This is a genomic window from Bacillus alkalisoli, from assembly GCF_002797415.1.
Taxonomy (GTDB): domain Bacteria; phylum Bacillota; class Bacilli; order Bacillales; family Bacillaceae_I; genus Bacillus_CD; species Bacillus_CD alkalisoli.
Map to the genome: position 1 here is coordinate 2041278 of NZ_KZ454944.1, position 13401 is coordinate 2054678.

The 13401-nt window shown below is 34.2% G+C and carries 16 protein-coding genes; 13 read left to right on the forward strand and 3 right to left on the reverse strand.

Annotated elements, in window-relative coordinates; genetic code table 11:
• The first annotated feature begins 80 nt into the window (after positions 1 to 80).
• From CDZ89_RS10085 to CDZ89_RS10125, 10 genes are all read left to right on the forward strand, one after another.
• Positions 81 to 647 (forward strand): GNAT family N-acetyltransferase, encoded by a 567-nt coding sequence (locus CDZ89_RS10085; protein ID WP_096154324.1) that lies wholly within the window; start codon positions 81 to 83, stop codon positions 645 to 647.
• Between the two features lie 436 nt (positions 648 to 1083).
• The gene (locus CDZ89_RS10090) at positions 1084 to 2166 is read left to right on the forward strand and encodes a type III polyketide synthase (protein ID WP_100333647.1); all 1083 of its coding nucleotides are present in this window, start codon (positions 1084 to 1086) and stop codon (positions 2164 to 2166) included.
• A 4-nt stretch (positions 2167 to 2170) separates the two neighbouring features.
• Positions 2171 to 2740, forward strand: coding sequence for an isoprenylcysteine carboxyl methyltransferase family protein (locus tag CDZ89_RS10095; RefSeq protein ID WP_096154326.1), 570 nt, complete (start codon positions 2171 to 2173; stop codon positions 2738 to 2740).
• A 437-nt stretch (positions 2741 to 3177) separates the two neighbouring features.
• Positions 3178 to 6837 (forward strand): dynamin family protein, encoded by a 3660-nt coding sequence (locus tag CDZ89_RS10100; protein WP_100333648.1) that lies wholly within the window; start codon positions 3178 to 3180, stop codon positions 6835 to 6837.
• A gap of 1 nt (position 6838) precedes the next feature.
• Positions 6839 to 7570: a nucleotidyltransferase domain-containing protein gene (locus CDZ89_RS10105; RefSeq protein ID WP_100333649.1), complete on the forward strand. Its 732-nt coding sequence runs from the start codon at positions 6839 to 6841 to the stop codon at positions 7568 to 7570.
• A gap of 8 nt (positions 7571 to 7578) precedes the next feature.
• Positions 7579 to 7776, forward strand: coding sequence for a hypothetical protein (locus CDZ89_RS20185; protein WP_096154329.1), 198 nt, complete (start codon positions 7579 to 7581; stop codon positions 7774 to 7776).
• Entirely contained in the window at positions 7773 to 8030 is a 258-nt protein-coding gene (locus CDZ89_RS10115; protein WP_096154330.1) for a DUF2533 family protein, read from the forward strand. The genes CDZ89_RS20185 and CDZ89_RS10115 overlap by 4 nt, the downstream gene beginning before the upstream one ends.
• Positions 8031 to 8101: 71 nt before the next feature.
• Positions 8102 to 8884, forward strand: a complete 783-nt coding sequence (locus CDZ89_RS10120) for a sulfurtransferase (RefSeq protein WP_100334296.1) — start codon at positions 8102 to 8104, stop codon at positions 8882 to 8884.
• Between the two features lie 78 nt (positions 8885 to 8962).
• A complete protein-coding gene (locus tag CDZ89_RS19930; protein WP_096154331.1) occupies positions 8963 to 9103 on the forward strand; it encodes a hypothetical protein in 141 nt (46 codons plus the stop codon).
• Positions 9104 to 9203: 100 nt separating this feature from the next.
• Positions 9204 to 10076 (forward strand): 5'-3' exonuclease, encoded by an 873-nt coding sequence (locus tag CDZ89_RS10125; RefSeq protein ID WP_198508239.1) that lies wholly within the window; start codon positions 9204 to 9206, stop codon positions 10074 to 10076.
• A gap of 81 nt (positions 10077 to 10157) precedes the next feature.
• Here the strand turns inward: CDZ89_RS10125 and sspL are convergent, their stop codons facing one another.
• The gene (gene sspL / locus CDZ89_RS10130; RefSeq protein WP_100333650.1) at positions 10158 to 10292 is read right to left on the reverse strand and encodes a small, acid-soluble spore protein L; all 135 of its coding nucleotides are present in this window, start codon (positions 10290 to 10292) and stop codon (positions 10158 to 10160) included.
• Positions 10293 to 10400: 108 nt separating this feature from the next.
• Between sspL and CDZ89_RS10135 the strand changes: the two genes are divergently transcribed.
• Together CDZ89_RS10135 and CDZ89_RS10140 are read left to right on the forward strand one after the other, a co-directional pair.
• Positions 10401 to 10898: a divergent PAP2 family protein gene (locus CDZ89_RS10135; RefSeq protein ID WP_100333651.1), complete on the forward strand. Its 498-nt coding sequence runs from the start codon at positions 10401 to 10403 to the stop codon at positions 10896 to 10898.
• Between the two features lie 79 nt (positions 10899 to 10977).
• The gene (locus CDZ89_RS10140; protein WP_100333652.1) at positions 10978 to 11250 is read left to right on the forward strand and encodes a DUF6123 family protein; all 273 of its coding nucleotides are present in this window, start codon (positions 10978 to 10980) and stop codon (positions 11248 to 11250) included.
• Between the two features lie 38 nt (positions 11251 to 11288).
• On the opposite strand, the gene CDZ89_RS10145 is transcribed toward CDZ89_RS10140, so the two are convergent.
• Together CDZ89_RS10145 and CDZ89_RS10150 are read right to left on the reverse strand one after the other, a co-directional pair.
• The gene (locus tag CDZ89_RS10145; protein ID WP_100333653.1) at positions 11289 to 12191 is read right to left on the reverse strand and encodes a DMT family transporter; all 903 of its coding nucleotides are present in this window, start codon (positions 12189 to 12191) and stop codon (positions 11289 to 11291) included.
• Entirely contained in the window at positions 12191 to 12592 is a 402-nt protein-coding gene (locus CDZ89_RS10150; protein WP_096154336.1) for a reverse transcriptase-like protein, read from the reverse strand. The genes CDZ89_RS10145 and CDZ89_RS10150 overlap by 1 nt, the downstream gene beginning before the upstream one ends.
• 139 nt (positions 12593 to 12731) lie before the next feature.
• Between CDZ89_RS10150 and CDZ89_RS10155 the strand changes: the two genes are divergently transcribed.
• The gene (locus CDZ89_RS10155) at positions 12732 to 13400 is read left to right on the forward strand and encodes a ribonuclease H family protein (RefSeq protein WP_319830040.1); all 669 of its coding nucleotides are present in this window, start codon (positions 12732 to 12734) and stop codon (positions 13398 to 13400) included.
• Position 13401: the final 1 nt, after the last annotated feature.

The window sequence follows — 13401 nt, forward strand, 5'->3', positions numbered from 1 at the left end:
AGTACTTTTTCATCATATCATACAACTACACATATTTATCAACAAAATTCTACAAAAACTGAAGAAATTTCATAGAAAAGGTGATAGATTTGAAGCAATTCGTAATGGCATTTGAAGCAAAAGATAATTCAAGTGTTAAAATTAGACCGCTAGAAACGACAGATGCCAGTGATTTGGTAGAATCTGTGAGGACTATCGTAGAAGCCGGATCTTACATACAAAAAGATGTACCTCGTACGGTTGAAGAGGAAGAAGCGTTTATTATGGAAATGAAGAAAAAGAAAAATATGTACGTTGGAGTAGAATGGAACGGGAAAGTAGTAGGGCTTGCAAGAGTGATACGTGGTGAAATTAAAATGAAAAAACATACGGGCTTGTTTCGTACATGGTTAACAGATGAAGTGCAGGGATTAGGAATAGGAAAAAAAATTATGGAGTATACAGACAAGTGGTGTATGGAGAATAATGTAAGAAAGCTCTGTTTAACAGTTTTTGCTTCCAATGAGGTCGCTTATAATCTGTATGAAAAATATGGTTTTATAAAAGAAGGAGTACAAATTGACCAAGCATACATTAATGGTGTTTATGATGATGAAATTTGGATGGGAAAATTTTACGAAGTAGATAATTCTGTAGAACAACGATGAACATGTTCAATTTCTAAATTTTGTTAGTGTAATTAGGCTTATTATTCGATATAATAAAACTGCACAACAACAACTCCTTTAAAACGTTAACTTCCCTGACAATCGTTGGGGAAGCTTTTTTGTTTATACGTAGCATTAAGACCATTTTAAGATTATAAACGTTAATTTATTTCCATTAATTATTTTTAATGGACAACAACAAGTTTAATTTCTGTGGAAGTGTCCTTAATAATTTTTTTATGACCACTTTGAGCTATAATACAAGCAAAACTGTCCATAATACAATTTTTAAGGACAATAACGAATTAAATTTCATATGACATGTCCATAAAACCGCTTAATCGACCCTCTTATTAAGAAACACTACAAAAATTTTGAATAAATAACGTTAATTTGGTAAAATTAACCTTACTAATATTATGTGAGGTGCATCCTTTTGCCAAAAGTTGTTTCCGTTGGTTTGGCAACTCCTGATTATACAATTTCTCAGCAAACAGCTGTTGAATTTGCCCGTGAATTATTTTCTGATTCGTTTAAAGATATAGAAAGACTATTAACCGTCTTTGGTAATGGGGAAATAGAGAAGCGGCATTTTGCCCAAGATATGGACTGGTTTAGTCATGAACACACTTTTGAAGAAAAAAACGATATGTATATACAAGAAGCCGTTAGATACGGAAAATATGCTGTTCAAGAAAGTTTACATAATGAGGTTATGTTAAACCAAACCATTCAATACGAAGAAGTAGAGGCAATATTTTTCATTTCAACAACCGGAATGGCTACTCCAAGTATTGATGCTCGAATCATGAATGAGCTGCCTTTTTCTCCTCATACAAAACGAATACCGATATGGGGTTTAGGTTGTGCCGGTGGGGCAGTTGGACTTTCTCGTGCATTTGAATATTGTAAAGCGTTTCCTTCATCTAAAGTAATCGTTTTATCGGTGGAATTATGTAGTTTAACTTTTCAAAAGAACGACACATCTAAAAGCAACCTTGTTGGTACTTCTTTGTTTGCAGATGGTGTGGCATGTGCGGTTGTATGTGGCGATGAAGTGGATCTTTCTTTTGTTAAAAAAGCTGTTCCAACTATTTTTGACACTCAATCTACATTAAAAAAAGATTCAGAAGATGTTATGGGTTGGAATATAAAAAACGAGGGACTTTACGTTGTTTTCTCAAGAGATATTCCAACACTGATCACTAACTGGTTAAAACCGAATGTAGAGACATTCCTTGAAAAACATGATTTAACCTCAACAGACTTAGATTTATTTATAGCCCATCCTGGTGGAAAGAAAGTATTAGAAGCGTATGTCAAAAGCTTAGGAATACACTCAGAAAAGTTAAGCACATCAAGAAAAATATTAAGTCAGTTCGGAAACATGTCATCTGCTACTATTCTCTATGTCTTAAAAGAGATCATGGAGGGAAGTGCAAAAAAAGGTGATGTAGGTTTGGGAATGGCTTTAGGTCCGGGCTTCAGTTCGGAGCTAGTATTAATGAAATGGGAGTGAGCCTATGTATTTTACACTATTTTTGTCCTTTGTCATTACACAACGACTAGCGGAACTCATCATTGCAAAACGAAACGAGAGTTGGATGCTTCAAAATGGTGCCAAGGAATACTTTCCAAATCATTATAAATTTATTGTACTACTACATATTGGTTTTTTAATATCTTTCATTAGTGAAGGGATCATTTTTAATAAAGAAGTAAGTCCGATATGGCCAGGACTATTAATACTGTTTGGATTCACTCAATTACTAAGGGTTTGGGCAATCACATCACTCGGTAAGTTTTGGAATACGAAGATTATTATTTTACCTAATGCAAACATTGTTAAAAAAGGACCATATAAATTTATTCGCCACCCGAATTACTTAATCGTAGGATTAGAAATACTACTGATTCCTTTACTATTTCAAGCATATTTTACAGCTATTGTTTTCACCATACTTAATGCGGTCATATTGTCGATTCGAATTCCTTTAGAGGAGAAAGCTTTAATAGAGGGAACGGCTGATTACAATAAATACATGGAATATAAGAATAGATTTTTCGTTAAAATAGGCAAAAATTTAGACTAATTCCTATTGTAATGAACAGCGTTTACATGTTATTATGTAATTGAAAATAATTATCACTCTCAAAAGAAGGTGTCCAACATGGTATACGTATTAATTGGAACAACAGTAGCCATCTATTCCTTTGTATTAAAACATGTATTACATAATATAGCTTCTTAAATTTATGAGTCAAGCATACTTTGCTTGGCTTTTTATTTTTTTCAGCCGAAACAATAGGAAAATTTACATTTTTCATATAAAATGATAAAAGAGTAAGTTTAATAATGATTATTACTAAGCAAAAAGCGATTTTCTAGACTGAATATACTAGTGAAATCACATCAAAAGATTAACGGACACACTATGCTTTTTACGGTGTAATTCGTTTTTCACTAAACGAATTGTAATTATAAAATTACTTCATAGATTAAGAATTACATTCAAGGGGATAAGCAAAAATGGGAGTACAAACAAAAGAAATTACAAAAGAATGGAATGCTAAGTTATATAAAATTGTAGAAGCTTTACATGAAACACAAGATTATAAAAGTGCAAAAAAAGTTTCACAGCTTATTGATAAACTCGAAAATAACGAATTGATGCTCGCATTTTGTGGCCACTTTTCAGCTGGAAAATCTTCATTCATTAATGAATTATTGCAAGAGCAAATACTACCCGCAAGTCCGATACCAACATCAGCAAATGTCGTAACAATTAAAAAAGGCGAAGAAAAAGCCCGTGTTTACTTTTTCGATGGAGAGCCTTTAGAAATATTGCCTCCTATACAATTTGATCATGTGAAGAAGTTTGCGAAAGAAGGAGACAAAGTAGAATCTGTTTTATATCAATATCCTTTTCAAAACTTACCTGATAAGTTAGTTGTATTAGACACACCTGGAATTGATTCAACAGATGATGCGCATAGAGTTTCTACTGAGTCTGCTTTACATTTAGCCGACATTATTTTTTACGTCATGGACTATAACCATGTCCAATCAGAAGTTAACTTACAATTTATTAAAGAATTACAGCAACAAGGTAAGCGCGTTTACCTTATCGTTAATCAAATAGATAAACATCAAGAAAATGAAATTCCTTTTTTCACGTACAAAAGTAGAATCGAGCAATCATTCCAAGATTGGGGAATACAGTATCCAGAGATTTTTTACACAAGTTTAAAAGTACAAAATCACCAACTAAACGAATTAAACAACGTAAAGCAACTTGTAAAAACACTAACAGACAATCAAGCTTCTATCATGGAAGAAACAATTGCTCGTGCAATAGAAACGATTTTTGAAGAACATAATAAATGGCTTTTTGATCAAAACGATGAGAAGCTTACATCTTTAGAAAATAAAATGATTTCTTCTATGAGTAAAGAAGACTTGCAAAAAGAAATAGCAGAACATACTGCAACAATTAAAAAGTTGCAAGATCAACAAGTGTCTATCCAAAAAACGTTTGACGACGGTATAGAAAACATTATTACGAATGCACACATTACACCATTTGAAATGCGTGAGCTATCTAAAAACTATTTAGAGTCCCGTCAAAAGAACTTTAAAGTCGGTTTATTGTTTAGTAAAAAGAAGACTGAAGAAGAACAACAGATACGCGAAGAAAAGCTTCTTCATGACATCCAAGAACGAGTAACGACGCAACTGAAAAAACATTTAGATGATTATATTCTAAAATTCATAAAAGAAAAGTCTGTTTTTATCAATGATTTGTCTGAACGTTTAGAAGCATGCTTTGTAGAAATAGATACGGACTATTTACAAAAACATGTAAAACCAGGGGCAGGTGTAACTGGTGATTCTGTTCTTAATTTTACAAAAGACATCGCAAGTTCTATTAGGAGAGACTATAAACAAAAAGTTGTTAAGCTAATGGAGCCTATATTTGTGCAAATATTAGAAGAAAGTAACCAACAAATACAACAACTAAAAGAAAAGAAAGTGCATGCCGAACAAGCAATGGAAGCAGCCGTTCAGTATGAACAATTAATTCATGATTTGAATAATAAAGTGGACTACTTAAAAGAACAGTTATCCGCATCTATTGACATAATCTCACCACATGCAAAAGAAATAATGGTTGAGTATTTAAAAGAAAATGTAAAACAAATAAAAGGTGATCAATTAGAATTAGAGTCTACGCAAGTAAAAACGCCAAAAGAAAAGGCAGTGCAAGTGACGAATGAATCGATATCATCACCTGTTGAACAGGTTATTGAAAAAATAGGCGAATCCATTGCTATTATTCAACCATTAAAAGGTTTTGAAAAAGTAGCGGAAGAGTTAAAGCAAAAAGCAAATAAGCTTTCCAATCAAACGTTTACAGTTGCCTTATTTGGTGCATTTAGTGCTGGAAAATCTTCTTTTGCTAATGCATTGTTTGGAGATAAAGTATTACCTGTCTCTCCAAACCCTACAACTGCTTCTATAAACAAAATCTCGCCAGTTACGGAAAATAACCCTCATGGCACGGTTCATGTTTCTGTAAAATCAGAAGCAGACTTATTAGAGGATCTTCAATTGGCATTGTCTTATTTTAATAAAAATGCGAGTAGCATGGATGATGTTTTAAAACAGGTGGAATCGCTTCTAAAGGAAAATCATTCAAAAGAAGTAGATACAAAAAGTAAGCCACATTACAGTTTCTTATCTGCTTTCTATCAAGGCTGGAGTGAAATGAAGGATAAGTTAGGATCACTGCTTTCTATTTCATTAGAAGATTTTCCTGCCTATGTAGCCGAAGAAACAAAAGCTTGTTTTGTTGAGTGGATGGAAGTGTTTTATGATTGTGATATAACTCGTCAAGGAATCACACTTGTAGATACTCCAGGGGCGGACTCTGTTAATGCGCGTCATACAGAAGTTTCATTTGAGTACATTAAAAACTCAGACGCCATTCTTTTTGTAACGTATTATCAACATGCATTTTCAAAAGCAGATAGAGAGTTTCTTATTCAATTAGGTCGTGTGAAAGATGCGTTTTCACTAGATAAAATGTTTTTCGTTGTAAATGCAGCGGATTTGGCTAATACAAAAGAAGAGTTAGACCTAGTTACTGACTATGTAGAGAGCCAGCTATTAGAATATGGAATAAGAAATCCAAGATTGTTCCCACTATCTAGTTTATTAGCTCTAAAAGAAAAGTTAGGGGAAGAAGTTGTTTTACCTAGCTTCATGCAAAGCTCCCAAATAAGCGCGTTTGAACAATCTTTTTATCATTTTATTAAAAATGACTTATTAGAAATGAGTGTTCACGCTGCGAAAGTAGATTTACAGAGAACTGCAAGTAAACTTTCCAGTATATTAGCTGCAGCAAATGAAAGTGTTGAAGAGAAAGAACAAAAGAGAGTGAAGATAGAAACAAATAAAAAGACAATCCATGAAATGGTAACATCCTATTCGATGACACCTTTACAATCTCGTATGGAGAAAGAAGTAAGTGAGCTGTTGTTCTATTGTAAGCAACGTGTATTTTTCCGTTTTGCCGACTTTTTCAAAGATGCCTTTAATCCAGCTGTATTACAAGACAATAATAACCCGAAACAACAGCTTCCTCATTGTTTAAAGGAATTAATGAAAGATATGGAATTTGATATAGCGCAAGAAGTGCGTGCCACTACTGTTCGAATGGAGAAATTTATTCATAGCATGATGAAAGACTGGTATGTCGAAATGGAAAAGAGAGCTACTCAAGTTGACGTATCTTGCACGTTTCCATCATTCCAAGAAAAATCAATAGATGCTTTATCTATTCAGGCAAGTTTAGAATCACTCTCAGCTAAAGCAATCAAAGAAGCATTCTCACATTTTAGAAACGCTAAATCATTTTTCGAGAAAAATGAAAAAGTGAAAATGGTAAACTCGTTAGAAGAAAACTTAAGTCCAATCATCGATTTATATTTACAACAGAATAAAGAAAAATTAAATAAGCATTATGAAGCAGCACTTGGTGAATATTTTGGCTTTAGTAAAAACCTAATCGATGAAGAAGTAATGGAATATTACGGTAGCATTTTAAATGCGTTAGTTGAAAAACTACCAATAGACGAATGGGAAAAAGCAGAGCAACAATTAACTTCGATCTTAAACGAGGGATAATATGAATGTGCTAGATGTTCTTTCTACAATAGAAAAAGAACAAAACATTCGAATACTATTTGCATGTGAAGCTGGTAGTAGAGCCTATGGTATGTCACAAGTGGATAGTGATTATGATATTCGGTTTATTTATATTCAACCGATTAAAAGTTATCTTACTTTAGGAAATGCTAAAGAAACGTATACCCTAATAAAAGGTGGATTAGACATTCAAGGTTGGGACATAAGAAAAGCTCTACATTTAGCACATAAATCAAATGCAAGCCTTTTCGAATGGGCGCTTTCATCTATTCCTTATGTTCGGGATGATCTGTTTTCTTCATACTTTTTAGAAGAGGTGTATCCGAGTTTTTCTATAAAAGTGTTAGCTTATCATTACTTATCCTTAACAACCAAGAATGTAGCGCAATTTAAAGAGAAACAAAAAATAAATTTTTTGTATCATGCTGTTAGATGTGCGTTAATGTTAGAATTGCTTGTTGAGCAAAAAGTGACATCCATTCAATTAGCACAGCTAACGAAACAGAGTAACTATTTTTCTGAATCAGATTATTGTTTATTGAAGCAATGGAAACAGCAAGGGGCAGTAAGCAATGAACTTGCTTCCTCCTTATTGCAAAAAATTATTCAAGTCATAGAAGCTACTTCACCACAGTTACAAGGTTTAACTACTTCAAAGCCGCATATAAAGGCTTTAGAAAAACTTTTTCACGAACTTTTGGAAGTTGATTGAGGGGAAATATGGTAAAACAAACAAACCGTTTTCATGCATGCGCAACTTGTATTCACTTTGAAAGAATAAAAATAGAAAAAAAGATGTTCGACCGGTGCAAAAGGCTAGGCTACGAAACAAAAGCACATTACCAATTTACATGCTGGACACCGAAAGAAGAGGTAAAAAAATTAATGGATAAAGAAAAATTGGAGGACAATTCATGAGCGTACATAAGCAAATTTCTGCACATTCAAAAAAACAAAACGAAGTCGTTATGAAATTTATACAACTAGAAAATGTAAGAGAAAAATACATTGAAGAAGCAATATACCATTGTCAACATAATGAAACATTCTCAACAGAAAAAATAAACGAAGTAACAAAAAGAATTAATGAATTAGCTAAAAGCGGAATAGCAGAGCAACGTAAACTAGTTACAGAAGATATGATAAGAGAGTTTGTAAACAGAAAGAAGTAAGAAAGTGGGGGATTGGATTGAAATTTTTAGTGGAACCGACAGAGATAGCAAATGATTTACATAATATAGTTATGGTAGACTGCACTTTTTATCTAGGAGAAGATACAAAGGGTAAACAGGAATACGTAAAAGAACATATACCTACAGCTATTTATTTTCATCTTGACGAAGACCTATCTGGTGAAATCGGTTTACATGGAGGACGTCATCCACTTCCTGATTTTGAACGATTAAAAGACAAGCTCGAAAACATTGGAATTAGTAATGACACGAAAGTAGTCGCATATGACCGTCAAAAAGGTGCCATGGCTTCTAGGTTTTGGTGGTTGCTAACGTATTTAGGCCATGAAAAAGTTTACGTATTAAATGGTGGCTTTCAAAAATGGCAAGAGGAAAAATTACCAATGGCTAGTGGTATGGAAAGTCCGCAATATTATAAAGGTAACTTAAACGTACAAGTACGTGATGACATGCTCGTCTCTATGGAAGACGTGAAAAATAAATTATTGGATGTCAGAAATGGCTCGATCACACTAATCGATTCCCGTGAACCCGCTCGATATAAAGGCGAAGTGGAGCCAATTGACAAAATAGCGGGTCATATCCCAGGAGCTATTAATGAATTTTGGATATATGCAACAACTGATTCCGGTTGGAAAGAGGTAAGTGCATTGGGTGAACATTTTTCACATTTAGACAAAAGCAAAGAAACGATTGTTTACTGCGGATCAGGTGTTACTGCTTGTCCTAATGTATTAGCTTTAAAAACAGCTGGTTTTACGAACGTAAAGCTTTACGCTGGTAGCTGGAGTGATTGGATTTCATATAACGATAACCCAATCGAAAAGGCTTAAATTTCCTTTATGAAAAAGGAAGTTCCTCCTCATACTAAATAGGTAAGTTTATTCTTTTACATTTAGGAGGGGTTTTTAATGGGTAAAACGAAAAAAGGAAATGCAAATGCACAACGCAACAACAATGCGAAACAAAAAGGAACGATGGATACAGAGTTTGCTTCATATGCGGAAATGGAAGCAGCTAAAATGACGAATAGCAAAAACAACAAGAAATAATACATTGGGTTGAGGGGATTATTCCCTCAACCCTTTTTCATGTCCAAATATGAACATTTATATGTTATAATGAAACTTGCTCAAAAGGAGGAGATTTCATTTGAAAAGACTTTTACTAATTGATGGTATGGCATTATTATTCCGTTCATTTTACGCAACGAGTGTTTATAATAGATTTATGTATACTTCTACAGGTGTGCCGACGAATGGTGTACAAGGCTTCGTTAAACATATGTTAACTTCCATCGAAACGTTCGAACCAACACATGTTGTTTGTTGTTGGGATATGGGAAGTAAAACCTTTCGTACAGAAATGTTCGATGATTACAAAGCAAATAGACCAGCACCTCCTGAACAATTAATTCCGCAATTTGACCTTGTGAAAGAAGTGGTCGATTCTTTTGATATTCCGAACATCGGATTAGTAGGTTTCGAAGCAGACGATTGTATCGGAACGATAGCAAAGATGTATCGTGACGATGCAGAAATAATGATCTTAACAGGTGACCAAGATATTCTTCAATTATTAGATGACAAAATTAGTGTAGCATTAATTAAAAATGGCTATGGGAACTATGAAGTCCACAGTCCAAGCTCGTTTTTTGAGAAGAAAGGCTTAACGCCATCTCAACTTATTGACCTAAAAGCCATTATGGGTGACCCGAGTGACAATTATCCAGGTGTTAAGGGGATTGGGGAAAAGACTGCTACTAAGTTGTTGTTAGAGCATAGTACGATTGAAGGAATTTTAGAGAATTTAAGTAGTTTAACAAAAGCACAACAGAAGAAATTTGAAGAGAGTCTTGAATTGTTGCACCTGTCAAGAGAGCTAGCAGAAATCAAATGTGATGTACCCGTATCCTGCGCCATTGATACGGCAGAAATTACATTTAATCAAGATAAAATTTATAGCAAATTTGATGAATTAGAGTTTACAACTTTAAAAACGTTTGTTTCTAAATATTGTTCATAATAGAAATGGAAATACAACCCATTCAAATTCAAAAAGAGTCTGTTCAGAAGTTCTTTCTGGACAGACTCTTTTCAAGTTTCATTATCTTTTTGTATTATCCCTCTTAGCTTTGTTCTCTAATTTAGACTTAGGTGATGCAGCTCCTGCGTCTTGTCCATATCCTTGGGGATTTACTCCAGGTGCAGCTTTACCACGGTTTGCAGAATGTTTACTCATATTCCTCACCTCCAACTATAGTTTTCCTTATCCACTAAAGAATATCCTTTTCACTTCGGTGAATAAACAGTCCCACTTCAATGAAAACTAATCATTGAGGTGATTACTGTGAATAAGGCAATACAGGTTGCTCTAGCCGCTATATCGATAGCGCAGTTTTTAAAAATACCCATCACATTTATTCGGACGGGAAAATGGAATTGGGGATTGTTATTTGAAACGGGAGGAATGCCAAGCTCTCATTCCGCAGGTGTATCTTCTCTTGCAACTTTTGTAGCGTTGAAAAAAGGGATACCAACAGTAGATTTTGCCCTGTCCACTATCTTTGGATTAATCGTCATGTATGATGCACAAGGAGTAAGAAGACAAACAGGTGATTTAACCATTGCGGTCAATGAGTTAAGCGAAGAGGTAGAAAGACTGGAGAACAAACCTGACCTACACTACCATGACAACATTGAAAGAAGAGTGAAAGAAAAGCTTGGCCACCAACCAGAAGAAGTTGTTGCAGGTGCCTTGTTTGGAATAGCTGTTGGCGTATTAGGTTACATTTTTTCCGGTGGAAAGCGAAAAAAATTCAGACTAACAAACCTCATTGATCATTAACATTGTAGAAAATAGTAGGAAATTGTCACCCCATCATGTAAAATAAACAATAGAGCATATACAACAAGGGTGGAAAAAGATGGGGAAGAATGACAGTACGGAAGAATATATAGATAACCTAAAAGCCAAAGGGTTTATTTTTAGGGAAGATGCATTAGGGTTTATTGAATTTGGAAAACACTATACAGGCAGCTCAGACCACTTGGTAAATATTGCAATTGAAATAACACTTAAAGCACAAAAGCAATTTGACGGTAGCTTCTTCGTGTCTTTTTTGGAAATATTAAAAAAAGAAGAAGTAGACTCAAAAAAACATGCTTACAAATTAGCAGAAGAAAAGAATATTATATAATGTGAAAAAGGACTCCCAGCAAAGTGGAAGTCCTTTTCTTATACCGAAACTTCAACTTTTTTCTTCTTTATTGGAAGTTCCGCTAAGATCATTCCAACAAAAATAAAAATACAGCCAACTACCGCGAATGTAGAAAGTCTTTCATTTGCCCACAGATAACCAGTAATAGCGGCAAAAACTGGCTCCATCGCAAAAATTAATGCCACTCGAGTAGGAGATGTAAACTTTTGCACATGTGTTTGAATAAAAAAGGCAACAGTTGTAGCAAGAAAAGCACAAATTAACAGCGCAAAAACTACTTCAAAATGAAACAAATCTTGACTGTCTAACAACCAAGGCTTTTCAAATAGTAATGCACTGAACGTACTTAAAATGGCAACAGTAAAAATTTGTACAGTTGTTAACGCTATAGCCGTATAAATTTTTGTGAATTTTCCTGTTAAAACGATATGTACGGCAAATGAAACGGCACATAGTAAAACGAAAAAGTCTCCTATATTAAAAGCTAGATAATCGAACATAGTTAATAAATATAAACCAAACGTTGCAATGGATACACCTACAATAGCTTGTTGATGTATTTTTTCTTTTAACCATAAAAAACAAATGATTGGAACAAGCACCACACTTAATCCAGTAATAAATCCTGCTTTAGATGAGGTCGTATAAACTAAGCCTAATGTTTGTAAGCCGTAACCAAAAAATAACCATACACCGAGTATAACCCCTGGTAACATTACTTCTTTCTCTACAACCCAATTACCTTTTTTTCTTGCCAGTAATAATAAAACAAGTAGAGGTATTCCTGCTAAAAGAAATCTAACTGCATTGAAAGTAAAAGGTGGTAAAATGGCGATAGCATTTTGGACAAGGACAAAAGTAGAGCCCCATATAAATGCGACAAACAATAATAGTAAATCTGCTGTTAAGGTCTTTTTCATTATTTTTCTCCCGACTTATATAATTGAATTGCTTTTCGTGATAACTCGTCGGCGACAGCGTTTTGCTTGCTTGGAATCCATTTTATAAAAAATAAATCTAATTGATTGGCAAGCTTCATTGCTTCTTCTAAAAGCCCACTATATTTATCATTTTTGGCAAATTGCTTTTCCATTGCACGTTCAACTGCTTGCGAGTCTGTTCGAAAGGAAACAATACGATAATCTTGTTCTACACATATTCTTAATGCATGAATCAATGCGTGATATTCCGCTTCATGGTTATTCATCATTCCTAGTGGAACAGAATAGCTTTCTGCTTTTCCATGTCCTTTAATAAAAATCCCTGCTCCTGATGGGCCCGGATCTCCAGCACTTGCCCCATCTATGTATACTTCAATCATGATAGCAAACCTCCAATATTCTCTCACCGTAACATTTGTACTAACATAAAAACGCTGTAATTGTGATAAGATAAAAATACAATACTAACACTCATTATAGAAGGAAAAGCGTTCATATAAAAGAAAAAATGGAGAGGTTATGATGAAATTTACTGTAGAGTGGCAATATCGTACACCGAAAAAACTAGAAACGACTTTTAGAAGCGAAGAAATGTCTTTAGGTGAGGTATTAGTTTTAAGTGATGACCTAGAGAAGACCGGGCGAACAAAAGAGCTACTTTTTATAGATGATCAAGGAACAACATGGACGAAAAAAGAATTACAAAGATGGTTAAAGCAAAGTGATACAGAAATGATGGACATTGTTGCGTACTTTGATGGCGGCTTTGATGTAGAAACGAACTTGGCAGGTATAGGCATTGTTATTTATTACACAAAAAATAAAAAGCACTACCGAGTTAGAATGAATGCCAGGTTAGAAGAGCTTGAAACGAATAATGAAGCAGAGTATGCAGCATGTTACTTTTTAATACAACAATTAGAGCAGTTAGATATTAAGAGCACTGAAGTAGAATTCAGAGGCGACTCTCAAGTCGTGCTTCAGCAATTATCAGGTGAGTGGCCATGCTATGATGATACATTAAACCTATGGCTTGATAAAATCGAACAAAAAGTAAAAGCACTCAAGATTAGGCCGAAATTTAGTCCTATTAATAGAAAACAAAATGCCGAAGCTGATCAACTTGCTACCCAAGCGTTAGAAGGTACTCCGATTCAAAGTACAATAGAATTGGAACAAAGGAAGTGAA